12 protein-coding genes are annotated in these 14,210 nt (G+C 46.2%); 9 read left to right on the forward strand and 3 right to left on the reverse strand.

The window, feature by feature from the left end:
• Positions 1–32: 32 nt before the first annotated feature.
• The gene (locus tag QUA54_RS24075; protein ID WP_333416612.1) at positions 33–1,283 is read right to left on the reverse strand and encodes an FAD-dependent oxidoreductase; all 1,251 of its coding nucleotides are present in this window, start codon (positions 1,281–1,283) and stop codon (positions 33–35) included.
• A gap of 92 nt (positions 1,284–1,375) precedes the next feature.
• On the reverse strand, positions 1,376–1,534 hold the full coding sequence (locus QUA54_RS24080; protein ID WP_333416613.1) for a hypothetical protein: 159 nt from the start codon (positions 1,532–1,534) through the stop codon (positions 1,376–1,378).
• 55 nt (positions 1,535–1,589) lie between these two features.
• On the opposite strand from QUA54_RS24080, the gene dnaK reads away from it, so the two are divergent.
• From dnaK to QUA54_RS24125, 9 genes are all read left to right on the forward strand, one after another.
• Positions 1,590–3,698, forward strand: a complete 2,109-nt coding sequence (gene dnaK / locus QUA54_RS24085; RefSeq protein ID WP_333416614.1) for a molecular chaperone DnaK — start codon at positions 1,590–1,592, stop codon at positions 3,696–3,698.
• 182 nt (positions 3,699–3,880) lie between these two features.
• Positions 3,881–4,231 (forward strand): four helix bundle protein, encoded by a 351-nt coding sequence (locus tag QUA54_RS24090; RefSeq protein ID WP_172186580.1) that lies wholly within the window; start codon positions 3,881–3,883, stop codon positions 4,229–4,231.
• A gap of 181 nt (positions 4,232–4,412) precedes the next feature.
• The gene (locus QUA54_RS24095) at positions 4,413–5,627 is read left to right on the forward strand and encodes a J domain-containing protein (protein ID WP_333416615.1); all 1,215 of its coding nucleotides are present in this window, start codon (positions 4,413–4,415) and stop codon (positions 5,625–5,627) included.
• Between the two features lie 384 nt (positions 5,628–6,011).
• Entirely contained in the window at positions 6,012–8,447 is a 2,436-nt protein-coding gene (locus QUA54_RS24100; RefSeq protein WP_333416616.1) for a dynamin-like GTPase family protein, read from the forward strand.
• 103 nt (positions 8,448–8,550) lie between these two features.
• The gene (locus QUA54_RS24105; RefSeq protein ID WP_333416617.1) at positions 8,551–8,754 is read left to right on the forward strand and encodes a hypothetical protein; all 204 of its coding nucleotides are present in this window, start codon (positions 8,551–8,553) and stop codon (positions 8,752–8,754) included.
• 104 nt (positions 8,755–8,858) lie between these two features.
• On the forward strand, positions 8,859–9,275 hold the full coding sequence (locus tag QUA54_RS24110; protein ID WP_333416618.1) for a KGK domain-containing protein: 417 nt from the start codon (positions 8,859–8,861) through the stop codon (positions 9,273–9,275).
• Entirely contained in the window at positions 9,272–9,517 is a 246-nt protein-coding gene (locus tag QUA54_RS24115) for an HNH endonuclease (protein WP_333202488.1), read from the forward strand. The genes QUA54_RS24110 and QUA54_RS24115 overlap by 4 nt, the downstream gene beginning before the upstream one ends.
• A 91-nt stretch (positions 9,518–9,608) precedes the next feature.
• Entirely contained in the window at positions 9,609–9,845 is a 237-nt protein-coding gene (locus tag QUA54_RS24120) for a toxin-antitoxin (TA) system antitoxin (protein WP_333416619.1), read from the forward strand.
• Positions 9,842–10,228 (forward strand): type II toxin-antitoxin system VapC family toxin, encoded by a 387-nt coding sequence (locus QUA54_RS24125; RefSeq protein WP_333416620.1) that lies wholly within the window; start codon positions 9,842–9,844, stop codon positions 10,226–10,228. Before QUA54_RS24120 ends, QUA54_RS24125 begins: the two co-directional genes overlap by 4 nt.
• Positions 10,229–10,231: 3 nt before the next feature.
• On the opposite strand, the gene QUA54_RS24130 is transcribed toward QUA54_RS24125, so the two are convergent.
• Positions 10,232–14,044 carry a glycoside hydrolase family 2 TIM barrel-domain containing protein gene (locus tag QUA54_RS24130; RefSeq protein WP_333416621.1) on the reverse strand — a complete coding sequence of 1,271 codons (3,813 nt, stop codon included), beginning with the start codon at positions 14,042–14,044 and terminating at the stop codon, positions 10,232–10,234.
• Between the last annotated feature and the right edge of the window lie 166 nt (positions 14,045–14,210).

Genomic DNA, 14,210 nt, shown 5'->3' on the forward strand with positions numbered 1-14,210 from the left:
CTCCGGCTTCTTTAAGTTTGTGTGGTATCTGATTAATTTCGCACGCGAACCCGATTTAATCCAAAACCAATTAATCGCGCTGGAATATTTCGCAAAATTGGTAACTGCAACAAAGCTGGTGGTGTAAACGGTCGATCGCTATTTAATGCCCCCTTAATAATTCCCTCCTGCATCAAGGACTGAAATGCTTGAATTACCCGCGTGGGCAACTCCCGCTGCCGCTGCACTTCTGCCAAATCCCACAGATGCAAGTGATGGTTTTTCAGGGGGTTGCTGAGTACATTAGCCGCGACGACAGCATCTTGAATAGCATAGTTAATTCCCACACCGCCTACGGGCGACATGACGTGAGCGGCATCCCCAATTAAGAGCAAACCGGGACGATACCAGCGGGGAAGGCGACTGGATTCAACGGACAGAAAAGAAATTTGCGACCAATCTTTTAGTTGCTCGACCCTATCTGCAAATTCTGGTGCTAATTCAGCAACAGATTTTTGCAAAGCTTCTATTCCTGATTCGCGCAATTTCTGATAGCTGCCTTTCAGAATAATGTAACCGAGTTGCCAATAATCCAAGCGGTCGATCGTGACTAATAAATGACCTCCAACAGCTCGACCTCCCACGCCGGAATCTTTGACATCATCGGCACTGCGCGGCAAACGAAACCACAGCACATCCATCGGCGAGGAAGTTTTAATCGGTTCAAAACCTGCTAATTGGCGAAGGCGAGAAAAGCGACCGTCTGCACCGACTGTGAGGGTCGATCGCACTTCATGCCATCCCCCGCGTCCCCGGTATCGAATTCCGCACACAACGCCATTTTCTACGATCGTTTCTTGTGCATTAGCTCCCATTACTAGCTGAAAACAGGGGTAGCGCTGCGCTTCGGCAATGATGAATTCGAGAAACTTGACTTGGGGAAGGATAGTGATGTAAGGATACTTGGTTTTGAGACTGGACAAATCTACGAGTGTGGCGGTATTGCCAGCAGCTTGGATGGTGAGGCGGCGCATTTTTGTATGGGGGAATTCCAGCAATTTTTCTGCTAAACCCAATTGCTCCATAATTTCCATTACTGACGGATGCAGCGTATCGCCGCGAAATTCTCGGTCAAAATCTTTGTGTACTTCTAGCAGCATGACTGGAATGTTTTGCCGCGCTAAAAGTAATGCTAAAACAGCACCCGCCGGCCCACCTCCGACAATGCAGCAGCTTGTCTGCTGCACGTCAACGATCGAGTGTTCTTGAGAGGATTCTGAATTCTGAACAGAGTTGACAGTCATATTTTTATGTTCCTGTTTGCTCAACAATCCTGCTAGCTGCTTTTAGTTTAGCAAAACGCAGTAGTTAATCAATTCTCTAATTTTTTTTGCTTTCAAAAGATGGACATACACGGCTTTCCCAAGTTGACAATCCTACTCCTAAAGGCGATCGCCAATCCACCAGCGGAGCGATCGCACCCCAGGCTCAGCCGCAGGTGAGGCAATCCCCCCGCAGCCCCCGCTTCTCGACGCGGTACAATAAATGCAATCATACTTAACGCTGATATTGAAAAAGCTACACACAACGCCACAGGAGACAATGGACGTATGGGAAAAGTAGTTGGCATTGACCTCGGAACGACAAACTCAGTAGTAGCCGTCATGGAAGGCGGCAAACCGGTTGTGATTGCCAACGCAGAAGGGATGCGCACAACTCCCTCGGTGGTTGCTTTCACCAAGGAAGGAGAACGCCTTGTCGGACAGATGGCCAGACGCCAAACTGTTCTCAACCCGCAAAACACGTTTTACGCCGTCAAGCGGTACATCGGACGCAAATATACCGAACTGACTCCTGAATCGAAGCGCGTCCCTTACACAACTCGCCGTGACGAAAACGGGAACATCAAAGTCAAGTGTCCCCGCCTGAAAAAAGATTTTGCCCCAGAGGAAATTTCGGCGATGGTGTTGCGGAAACTGGCCGATGAAGCCAGCCGCTATCTGGGACAAGAGGTGACGGGGGCTGTAATTACTGTTCCGGCTTATTTCAACGACTCGCAGCGACAGGCGACGCGGGATGCGGGACGAATTGCCGGACTTGAAGTCAAGCGGATTTTAAATGAGCCGACAGCGGCTTCTTTGGCTTACGGTTTGGACAGGCGAGAAAGTCAAACTATTTTAGTGTTTGATTTGGGCGGCGGTACTTTTGATGTGTCGATTTTAGACGTGGGAGACGGAGTATTTGAAGTTAAAGCAACTAGCGGCGATACTCAATTGGGCGGCAATGATTTTGACTCCAAAATTGTTGATTGGTTGGCAGATCAATTCTTAGAAAAAGAAGGAATCGATTTGCGACGCAACCGCCAAGCTTTGCAGCGATTGATCGAAGCGGCAGAAAAAGCCAAGATTGAGCTGTCGGGAGTCGGTGTCACGGAGATTAATTTGCCGTTTATCGATGCGAATGAAGATGGGCCTTTGCATTTGGAAACGCGACTAACTCGCGGTCAATTTGAGGGGCTGTGCACAGATTTGGTGCAGCGGTTGCGGCGTCCGGTGAAACAAGCTTTGGCAGATGCAAATTTGAGTCCTTCTCGCATTGATGAAGTTGTGCTAGTCGGCGGTTCGACTCGCATTCCTTTGGTTCAGGAAGTTGTTCGCAGTTTGATCGATCGAGAACCGAATCAAAATGTCAACCCGGATGAAGTTGTGGCGGTGGGAGCGGCAATTCAAGCGGGGATTTTGGGTGGCGATGTCCGCGATGTGCTGCTGTTGGACGTGACACCGCTGTCGCTGGGTTTGGAAACTATCGGCGGGGTGATGAAAAAACTGATTCCTCGGAATACTACTATTCCCGTCAGGCGATCGGACATTTTTTCGACTGCTGAAAACAACCAAACTGTGGTAGAAATTCACGTAATCCAAGGGGAACGGGAATTAGGCCGGGATAATAAGTCTTTGGGACGGTTTAAACTAACTGGAATTCCGCCGGCACCGCGAGGGATTCCGCAGGTGCAAGTAGCTTTTGATATTGATGCTAACGGGATGCTGTTGGTGACTGCTTTAGACAAAACTACCGGCAGGGAACAAAGCATTACTGTGCAAGGTGCTTCGACGCTGACTCAGCAGGAAGTGAATCAAATGATTCGCGATGCGGAACAGTTTGCTCAAGCTGATAAGTTGCAGCGGGAAAAGGTAGAAAAACGCAATCGCTCTGAAGCTTTAGCTTATCAAGCGGAGCGGCAGTTGCGAGAGGTAGCGCTCGATCGCGGAATGCAGTTTGCTCAAAGAAGTCGCCAGCGCATTGAAACTTTAATTCGGGAATTGCGAGACAGTTTGGAACGCAATGATGAGCGAGGAGTTGACCAAGTTGGTTCGGATTTGCAAGATGCTCTTTACGATTTGAGCCGGGAAGTTTCAGCTTTTGCTGATGATGACGATGATGATGATTTCTTTGAGTCTGTGAAGCGGACTTTTACGGGCGACGGTACCAAGCGGCGCAGCGATGACAGCAGCTATTATACCAATGCTAAACCGTATCGCCGATCGACTGTCGATCCAATTCCCGATCGTATGAACGATCGTATGGGCGATCGTATGGGCGATCGTATGGGCGATCGCATGGGCGATCGTATGGGCGATCGTAGAAGCAGTGCTAATCGCCCAAGTCGCCCTTATCAAAATCAAAGTGACGATTGGGATGATGACGACGATTGGCTGTAATTGAAGGAAGAAGGAAGAAGGAAGAGGGAAGAAGGAAGAAGGAATATAGCGGATTTTCAGCAGAGAATTTGTGACTGCTCTTTTCCTAATTCTTCTGGTATCCTTTCTTTCTCCTCTCCTACACTAGACTTCTTTGAATTAGATAAAGATTACTATGATAAGTAAGGAGAAAATTATGTTGTATGACCCATAGAGAACAATACATCTGGCAGCGGGGTATTTATCTTTGTCAACTTTGCTACGAATTAACTAAATCTTTTCATTCGTCTGAAATTTATGGTATTACCAGTCAAATTCGCCGTGCATCTGTATCAGTACCAGCTAACATTGCGGAGGGATATGGGCGTGTTACTAGACAAGAGTATATTCGATATTTGCGAATAGCTCTAGGTTCGCTCAGAGAACTGGATACTCATCTAGTGATTTCTGAAAGAGTAGGGTTAGCAGCACCAGAAAAAATCTCACCAGTTATAAAAGAAGCAGATGAACTCACGCGATTAATTGTCAGTACAATCAACAAACTACAAGGATAAAACCTCATCCTTCTTCCCTAATCCTTCTTCCCTAATCCTTCATCCTTCATTCTTCATCCTTCATCCTTCATCCTTCATCCTTCATCCTTCATCCTTCATCCCTCATCCTTCATCCCTCATCCTTCATCCCTCATCCTTCTTCCTTCTTCCTTCTTCCCTCATCCTTCTTCCTTCTCTAACTATGCAGAATTTTCGCAATTACTATCTAATTTTGGGAGTGCCCAAAGATGCCACGGCTGATGAGATTAAGAAAGCCTATCGACGGCTGGCCAGACAGTTGCACCCTGACGTAAATCCGGGGGATAAATCTGCTGAAGATAGGTTTAAGGATATTAATGAAGCTTACGATATTCTTTCCGATCTTGACAAGCGAGCTCAATACGATCAGTTTAGTAAATTCTGGAAACAAAAGGGATTTCAAGGCAAGCAAGGGGTGCGACTTCCCAATTTCAAAACTTGGGGAAACGGTAAAGCTACCCGCAAAAAACCGGCCGAAGATGTCGATTTTAGCGATTACTCTGATTTTAATAAATTTTTGGATCAAGTGCTCGGAAGGCGCCGGGAAGTGAGGATGGCGACCGCGAATGATGCACCGCGATCAGCTTCTTATGAACCGTGGAGTACGGCTTCTAAGAAAACGAGTTATGTAGCTAATTCTCGCGAAGATAGAAGGGAGTTGGACGATCGCGACACCAGAAGGGATATAGTCGATCGCGACACCAGAAGGGAAACATTCGATCGCGACACCAGAAGGGATACAGTCGATCGCGACACCAGAAGGGATATGGTCGATCGCGACACCAGAAGGGATGTGGACGATCGCGAAATGCGACGGGAAGCAGTCGATCGCGAAATGCGACGGGAAACAGTCGATCGCGAACCCAGAAGAGACATTGAGGCCAGGCTAACTCTGCCTTTGGAAAGGGCTTATTCGGGCGGTACAGAGCGAATTCGTCTGGAAGATGGGCGATCGATCGAGGTAAATATGCCTCCGGCGATGGTATCGGGCCAGCGGATTCGCTTGCGAAATCAAGGTATGGGCGGGGGGGATTTATATTTGAAAATCACAGTTTCTCCCCATCCATTTTTTCGATTGGAAATGTCGGATATTTGCTGCGAATTGCCGCTGACTCCCAGCGAAGCGGTGTTGGGGGGAGATATTGAAGTGCCGACGCTGGACGGCCTGGTAAAGATGAAATTGCCGCCTGGAGTAACGTCTGGAAAGCGGTTGCGGCTGGCTAACAAGGGTTATCCGACCGGAAATGGCGATCGGGGCGATCAATTGGTAGAAATTCAGGTGTTAATTCCCAAAGAAATTAGTGAGGAGGAACGGGAATTATACGAAAAGTTGCGGCAGATTGAGACTTTTAAACCGCGTCAGGATTTATCGGTTTAATGTAGGGTACGCAATGGGGAGGTTTAATTTTTTAGGGGCGTAATAATGCGCACTTTACTACTAATTTTGTGCGAAAAAGTAGGAGATGCTTAGCTAAATTTTACTGACATATCAGATTTAGCCACTTGGCTGTAAATAGATGATATCAAATCCGTGGGTATAGCAATTATTCATCTCTCTCTTCTCTGCCTCAGCGCCCTCAGCGCCCTCTGCGGTTTAATCATTCCAAAACACTCGTAAACGATATGATTTGTCGCCAGAATAGCCGATCGCACTTTCCGCAATCCTGGATCGCATAAGTAAAATTACTGTTGTGATTATTCCTGAACTAGCAGAGAATTAACAATAAGGTAATTTTCCCACAATCAGGAGCAGTCTGCCGCGATGACTCAAATGCCCCCTCAATGCAACAATCTGCAAGAGCAAGTTGACTCTTTACTGCAACTGCTGCGTCAGGAATCGTCTTTGCGACAACAAGATATCACGGCGGTACAAGCTTCTCTGAAAAAAGCAATTTCTCCCCAATTTGAGATTGTATTTGCGGGTGCTTTCAGTGCCGGAAAATCGATGCTGATTAATGCTTTGCTGGAGCGAGAATTGCTCTACAGTGCAGAAGGACACGCGACAGGTACTGAATGTTATATCGCCTTTGCTGAGCCGGAAAAAGAGCGCGTTGTTCTCACTTTTTTGAGCGAATTTGAAATTAGCCAGCAAGCTTCTGTGCTTTGCGATCAGCTAGGTTTACCTACTGAACTTAATATTAATCAAACAGATGTAGTGTCCCTGTTATCTCAGGGATGTAACATAATTATTGAGACGGAAGGCGGCGAGAATAAATCGGAGATAGCCAAACAAGCTAAGGCTTTGATGCTGCTGTTAGAAGGTTTTAAGGCCAATCGCGATCGCATCCAAAGTGTAGAAAACGCTACCTACTCGATGGAACAGTTTAACTTTTCCAATCTCAAAGAAGCTGCTAGTTATGCCCGTCGCGGTAGCAACAGTGCTGTACTCAAGCGAGTAGAATATTACTGTTATCATCCGCTGCTGGAAGATGGCAATATTATTATCGATACGCCGGGAATTGATGCGCCGGTGCAGCGGGATGCAGAATTGACTTATGATAAGATTGAAAGCCCCGATACTTCGGCGGTTGTCTGCGTTTTGAAAGCGGCTTCGTCTGGGGAAATGACGACGGAAGAAACCGAGTTGATGGAAAAAACACGGGGAAATCCGGGAATTCGCGATCGACTTTTTTACATTTTCAACCGCATCGACGATACCTGGTACAACACGCAACTGCGACAGCGCTTAGAAAATCTGATTAATTCCGACTTTCGCGATACTGCCAGAGTTTACAAAACTAGCGGATTGTTGGGATTTTACGGGAGTTTGATTCGAGGGACAACAGGGCGCGATCGCTTTGGTTTAAATACAATCTTTGCCACCAGCCAAGGGCGAGTTTCTGGAGATGATAAATTAGATTCAGAATTCATCGGTAATAGTGAAGAAACTCCGCAATTTGTTAGTGAATTTAATCGCTACTGTGCGAATTCCGGCAAGCTATCTCCAAGCAGATTTCGCATTTCAGTTAACAGCTACGAAACACCCAATGAAAACTACGTGCGGATTCTTGCAGAGCAAGGACAGCCATTAATTGCTCAATTAATTCAAGATAGCGGGATCGAAGATTTTCGCACAGCCATCACCCGCTACCTCACAGAAGAAAAACGCCCGCAACTGTTCAAAAATTTAGCTGACGACTTAGAAGACTTGTGCATTCAACTGCGGAAGCATTACCAAACAATTCAGCGGAATTTGGACAGCCAGCCCCGCGAAATTGAAGCGATGAAAGCACAGGAACTTTTGCGACTAAATCAAGAATTGCAGCAAGTCGGACAGGATTTTCGGGAACATATCGCCGAAGAAGTCAATGAAATGATTATGAACAGATGCGATATTTTCGATATAGACTTTCGGCAACTGCAATCTCGGATGATCCGGCGCTTGGATGAATTGTTAGACGGATTTTCTGTTGAGGCGGCTTACGGACGCACTTTGCGGAATCATCCCCGCAATGCCACAGCGCCTTTAATTGCTGTTTTAGTTGAAGCACTTTATTATTTAGCGAATCAGTTGGAAGATATTTTAGTAGAGGCTACTAAGTCACTGGTTGATAATTATTTCCAGTATTTGAAAGACAGCGTTCGCAAGTCGGAATACTATCGATTACTCTATCGGTTGTTGGGGAATGACGGGGGAATTGAACAGCAGTTAGAGGAGTTATCAAAGCGAGTTTCTGATGCTTTGGTAAATGCGGCGGGCGTTGAGTGCGATCGCTACGTGCGAGAAAGTCCCCGTTTTTACGATGAAGGCACGTTTTCGATTTATCAATTCCGGGAAACATTGCAGCAAACTTCTCAAGGTTTCGACTGCGAAAACATGGTGGATGCCCAACCGGCCATTCGGCAATTATTGCGGCTAGATTTTGAGCCAAAAGTATCTAGAACTATTCGGCAAACTTTCCGCCAAACTGTCAACCAAACCCTGAAAGAGCATTTGTTGCCACTGGCCCAAAAGCAAGCTGATGATATTTTGCAGAAATACAGTCAAGCCCGCGATTATTTGGAGCAAACTTTGGCACAGGAAGCGGAGGAAAAGATTGCTGGGAATCTGCGGCGGCAAGCTGAGAATGAGCAGAAGATTCAAGAGTACGATCGGGCAGTTTCTGGGATTAATAGTTGTTTGCAGGCGATGAAGCTGCACGAGCATTTGTTGCCTGTAATTGGGCAAAATGATAGCGTTCCGGTGGATGGTGAATGATTGCAATTTTGGCGTTCGGAAATCGGCGAATTATATTCGCCGCGTTTCTTTATTGTGTTTATTGTGCTATAATAAATAGCCAACAAAGAGCGATTTTAATCCTATGAACATTCGCCAAAAACTTCTAACAATAAGCGAGCCACTTCCCGATGATAAGTTAGCAATACTTCTGAACCTAGCGCTTGTCTTGAAAAGTGGAAAAACATCTGTTCAACCGATGTTTGAATCCCAAGCTTATCAAGATTGGCTGAGTGTGGACAATGACATTTATGACGAGTTATTTGCCGATGAATTTACGGTGCGGTGACAATGAAATTGGATTAGCTGGTATTAGAGTTGAGTCTGTAGTTAGATGCGCGTCTATCTTTACCTCAACCAACAGTCAATGATTACTCAGAACTAGGTTTAATTATGAATAATGATGACACAAAAAAAATATTTATTGAGTTAGATGATGAAGAAGTTTTGTGGTTGGTAAACGAATGGGAAAGTGTCAATAAAGATTTAGGAGTCAACTCCTATTTTAAGTACCCAATTATTAGTAGTGGTCAATTTCAAACTTATCTCAAAAACTCTATTAGCCTATTAGAAAAGATAAAAGATGTGCTATTTGATGAAGGTATAGCAGGTAAAGTTCTTAGATTTGGTTCTCAAGGATGGCAAAAAGGAAAAATTCGAGTTAAAATATGCGTAGAATTTTGCCCAGACGAACCAGAAGCCGAACAAACACCAGAAAAGAACGAATCAGAAACTCCCAAACCAGAATCACCCCTTGATGATTTGCGCCGCCAACTACTAAACCCTGAAAATCAACCTAACAATTCATGAGCAAAACGCCTAGAATCCCGATTCCTCCCGAAGTCAGAAAATATGTATTCACTCGCAATAAATACCAATGCCAAAGCTGCGGCCAAACCAAACTAGAAACCCAACTGACGATCGATCATATCATCCCCTTAGCGCGCGGCGGCAGCAACGACATCAGCAACTTGCAAACCCTCTGCGACACCTGCAACCAAAAGAAAACCGACAAACTAGACCCCCGCTTCCGCCGTCACTTTGACCTTTGATTTTTAACAGTATAATAAAATCAGCAATTTAAGATTGAAATTGCTAACCTCTGTCCGATCGCACTTTTAATCCCTAGCTTGGATAACTGCAATGCTGACAAAAACAGTTGACGTGCAAGAAGCACAGACAAATTTAAAAGAGTTATTATCTCTAGCACTTAAAGGCATAGAGGTTGTTCTCACAGAAGGTGGCATTCCCCTTGTCCGTTTAGCACCCATCGCATCCCCAACTAAGCAGCGTACAGCAGGATTGCACGCAGGAGCAATCTGGACAAGTAATGATTTTGATGAACCGTTACCAGAAGAATTTTGGACAGGGAATCTATGAAATTACTGCTGGATACTCATACATTCATTTGGTGGGATAGTTCCCCCCAAAAGCTTTCACCAAAGGCTTTGGCCTTGTGCCAAAACCCAGAAAATATTTTGCTTTTAAGCATTGGCAGCATTTGGGAAATGCAAATCAAGCTCCAACTGGGGAAGCTGAGTCTCAATCTGCCTTTACCAGAACTTATAGAAAGTCAGCAACAGACTAATAATATAGAAGTGTTACCTATTAATTTAACTCATCTTTTCACCTTGGATAGCCTACCCAACCATCACAAAGATCCGTTCGATCGCCTGTTGATTTCTCAAACGATTGTAGAAAATGCTGTGCTGGTGAGTGGCGATTCGATACTAGCCAACTATCCGGTCAAAATAGAGTGGTAACACCTACCATCGATAATACCGATAAGGATCGTCCCCATTCTCAAAATCCGTCTTGTAATCCCAGTGATAAAACTCCCGACTCGAACCGTTAAATACAGATTCATCCGCCTTAAAACTCGCCCCTAAATTAGCCAAAATCTGAGCATTTGCCCGGGTTTGCCGCCAGCGAGTAAAACGCAAATAAGTCTTAGTATCAGCATTCAAACTGTCCGGTTCAATCTGAGAAAAAATCGCCACGCCCTTGCCCATTTGTACCCGACTTAACAACCCGTCAGCACCGATTTCTCCCCCAGACTCAATCAACCAAGTATCATAAAAAGAGCGCGATCGCAAATCTGAGGCGCTAACCCCCTTCACCTCATCCCAACTCGGAACCGCCAGCGAACCCCCAAAATCCTGCGCTTGCTGCAAACCCACGCCCAAACCCGCAACAGGCACTTGACGCGGCAAGAAAAACGCCTTCCCGCCAGCATTCAAATAACCGCGCAAATCTGCATCTTTCAGATTCGCTTCTGTCCCCACAATTGCCAAACCAACATCATTAGAAAGCGAATTAGCGCGCTGATAAATTACCCCCAAACTGTCCAGCTTCTGCGCATCTCCATCTCCCCCAATTAAAACCACTCGATCCGGCTTTCCAACCACCGGAGAATTCATCCCGTAACTCACAATTTGTTGTACTAACTGCGCCGCCCCAGCATCTACAGAATAATGGTCTTCCAAATCCAACTCGTTTAAAATCAGCCGCCCTTTTCCGTAATCCAATTCCATCAGCGGCGAATAAGCTAAATCAAACTCAGATTCCAAAATTGGCCGCCAACCGCTGCGGTGCGGCTTCTCAATAGAAGCGCTGCTGACACCGCCGCGATTTCCCCAATGCCAGCCGTACCAATGTTTATTTGCCGGACTCAAATTGGGGCCAGTTTGGATCGTATCTGGATAAGCTTCAAGCAGCGTGCTTTCCCCCACCCAATCCCGCAAATCTTCACTGTCTAAACCGCTAATTGCCGGATGGTTGCTGTCAACTGGATAAGCGCGGCGGCTGACGTGGGCAGCAACCCGGAAACCCGTATTTTCCAGCCATTCCCTGCGCTGAGGAAACACAATTGCTTTGCCGCCGTTTCGCACAAAACTTTCTAAACTTCCCGGCAAGCTTTCTCCGTTAGAAAATGCTTCCCTACCGATAATTAATAGCGATGAAATTTGCGAACCATTCCACGGTACAAGCTGATGACCTAACTGTTTTAACATTGCCGATGTTTTGCCCGCTGGATCGAAGATTGTCAGCGTATCCTTGATGTTGGCTGGATTGGGAAAAACCCGGAAAGCAAATGTATCAGAATGCGATCGATCGCCCACTCGCGCAGTCAAGCGGATTTCGCCGTCAGCCTTGCTAGAAATGGTATTTTGCAAATTTACGTCTATTGGAAAAAACAGCGTTCCTGCCGACTCAATCCTCCCTTTTTGCTCGCCTTTTTTTACTTCTTTACCCCCCACCAAAACTCGCCAATTAAACGAAAATTCTTGTGGCGCCCGCGTATCGTTAATTAACACTACTTGCTTTGCCAGTTTTCCGCCCACAAACAAATTGCGATCTTTCGCAGTAAAAACCGGGCTAGCACCAGCAATCCAAGCCAAAGTCGAGCTATTATTATTCATAATTGCCTTGCCCCCAGGATGGACAGTGTAAGCTTCTGGCTGCAAATAATTCAAAAGATTATTCGAGACTTGCTTCAAATAAACTCCCCGGCGGCCAGGTTGAAATGCCCCAATATCCACCTTTTTTTTGCCAGCCTCGGAAACTTCCCAACCGTGTCCGTCATTCCAAGGAATCATCCCGCCAGATATTCCAAAACTCCGCCAACTCCGCCAAGTATTTGTACTGAATAACTCCTGCAACTTTTGAAAAGCTGGTGCAAAATCTAACTCTTTGTTAAAATGCCAGCTTTGATATTCCTGGCCGTTGACAAATTGCTCGCGAATTTTAGCTTTATAAGCAACCGTTTCCCACTCGTAAGCCTGCTTGCCAAAATAAATTGCCGCAAACTCAGTCATCAAAGGTTCGCTGAGAATTGCCTGACCAAAACCTTTGCGGGCCCGCATCATCGTTGCGTGCAGAGGAGTCCCAAACTCGACTGCCATGTAGGGCCTTTCCCCGGTTTTGCTCCACTCAGAAATCCACTCTTCCCGTTCTTGCAACGGAATCATATTTAAATAAGTATTCAGGGCATAAACATCGCCGAAGTTTGCGCCTTGGTGTACCATCACAGGTCTGGTTGGGTCTGCTGATTTAATCGCAGCTAAAGCGTCATTTCCTAGGGGAGTGTTCACCCGCAAACGCTCGTTGTCCGACTGACTGAGAGTTCCTTCTACCTTGCTTTTGCCGATGCGGCGGGGATTTAGGTCGTCACCGTTGCCGAAAAAATTAGGACTTGTCGCCCACATTAATACTGATGGATGATTGCGGTAGCGGCGCATTTCAGTCACCATTCGGGATTTCCAGCGGTTTTTCCACAGGGGGTTCTTCCACTTGCCGTTCCAAGCGATAGGACTAATGTCTAAAGCGGGAGCCATAATTGGAAAACCTTTGAGGTCTGCTCTTTCCGCAAATAACTCTCGGAAGTGCCACCTACCCCGTTCGTCGTGATTCCAAGGCCACATTTCTGTTATGTTAAAACCGGCTTTTACGTAGCCATCAATTAGGCTGTCAGAAACTTCTACTGTCCCGCCTTGCCAAGAATCGGAGTGCAAGTTTGGTCGCAGCCGAAATTCAGTTCCATTTAAGAAAAATTTGCGCCCTTCTATCCAAAATTCGCGGAAGCCAAAAGGTTGGTCGTATTGCGTGTTAACCCCGCTACCTTTTACTTCTAATTGCAGGGTGTAAAGGTTGGGTTTAGCGACCTCCCAAATACGGGGATTTGGCCAATTCCACTGGACTTGTACGGTTTGAATTGCTTTAGCTTGAACCCTGGCGGTTCCGGTGAATTTTTGTTCGACTTTGCCTTGGTCGTCTAGCATTTGTGCGATTAATTCAACTTGACCGCTTTGGGCAACGTCTTTGAGTTCTATATCTAATTTAACTTGCTTTTTTCTGGTGGAAGTTTGGACGAACACGTCGCTAATTAGCGGGCCTGGAGGAACGGCCAGAAGCCGCACTTCGCCGATGATTCCCCGCGATTGCAACTTGGATTTTTCTGTGTAGATTTCAGTGGGGCCCATGATGACGGCTTTTTCCTTTTCGTCGGATACTGCCACGACTAAAATAGACAGGGTGTTTTGACCTAGTTTTGCTGCTTTGGTAATTTCAATAGTGCCGTAAGGCCATGCGATTTGACCGCAGTTAATGCCGTTGACAAAGATGACTGCATCGGTGCTGACTCTGGCTAAGTCGATAAAAACTCGGCGGTTTCTCCAGTTGTCGGGGATGTCTATATTTCTCTGATACCAAGCTTTTGATAGTTGTTTGCTGTTGAAGTTTTCCCAATCTTTGCCGCTGCCGCGAGTGATAATTCCGGGTACGGATTGGTTGTTTTCTTTTTGCCAGTCTCCGGGCACCTGGATGGAACCCCAACTTGGGGAGACGGGGGGTTTTTGGGAGTTGCCAACTGCGGGGACAAATTGCCAAGTTCCGTTGAGATATATTTGGTCGCGTTTGTTGTCGATCGCGCCGACAGCCGCGATGGTAAGATTGGGGAAGCCGATCGACATCGCTGAGTTGCTGGCGAAGTTGGGATTTTGAAGCGCGTAACCGACGAATCCAAAGAGGGTGGCGGCTGCGAAAAATAATCCGATAATTTTTGCCCGCTTGTTATTCACTCGCTTATTACTCCCAGAAATTAGCCGATCGAATTTGTCTCTTCATCTAGAATAGCAGTTTATTTAGCACTAATCCCGCTGCAAATCTGTCGCGGGGAAGATGACGCAGCGCCGACCAATGTGGTTTTCTAGAGAAAAAATAGATGATTAGTTTTAACTTAGTTTT

The sequence above is a fragment of the Microcoleus sp. MOSTC5 genome, from assembly GCF_036701825.1.
GTDB classification, from domain to species: Bacteria; Cyanobacteriota; Cyanobacteriia; order Cyanobacteriales; family Microcoleaceae; genus Microcoleus; species Microcoleus asticus.

Coding starts and splice junctions, on each gene's coding strand:
- QUA54_RS24125 (WP_333416620.1), top strand. CDS start 9,842: ATGAAATTACTGCTGGATACTCATACATTCATTTGGTGGGATAGTTCC.
- QUA54_RS24075 (WP_333416612.1), bottom strand. CDS start 1,283: ATGACTGTCAACTCTGTTCAGAATTCAGAATCCTCTCAAGAACACTCG.
- dnaK (WP_333416614.1), top strand. CDS start 1,590: ATGGGAAAAGTAGTTGGCATTGACCTCGGAACGACAAACTCAGTAGTA.
- QUA54_RS24120 (WP_333416619.1), top strand. CDS start 9,609: ATGCTGACAAAAACAGTTGACGTGCAAGAAGCACAGACAAATTTAAAA.
- QUA54_RS24100 (WP_333416616.1), top strand. CDS start 6,012: ATGACTCAAATGCCCCCTCAATGCAACAATCTGCAAGAGCAAGTTGAC.
- QUA54_RS24095 (WP_333416615.1), top strand. CDS start 4,413: ATGCAGAATTTTCGCAATTACTATCTAATTTTGGGAGTGCCCAAAGAT.
- QUA54_RS24110 (WP_333416618.1), top strand. CDS start 8,859: ATGAATAATGATGACACAAAAAAAATATTTATTGAGTTAGATGATGAA.
- QUA54_RS24090 (WP_172186580.1), top strand. CDS start 3,881: ATGACCCATAGAGAACAATACATCTGGCAGCGGGGTATTTATCTTTGT.
- QUA54_RS24105 (WP_333416617.1), top strand. CDS start 8,551: ATGAACATTCGCCAAAAACTTCTAACAATAAGCGAGCCACTTCCCGAT.
- QUA54_RS24080 (WP_333416613.1), bottom strand. CDS start 1,534: ATGATTGCATTTATTGTACCGCGTCGAGAAGCGGGGGCTGCGGGGGGA.
- QUA54_RS24115 (WP_333202488.1), top strand. CDS start 9,272: ATGAGCAAAACGCCTAGAATCCCGATTCCTCCCGAAGTCAGAAAATAT.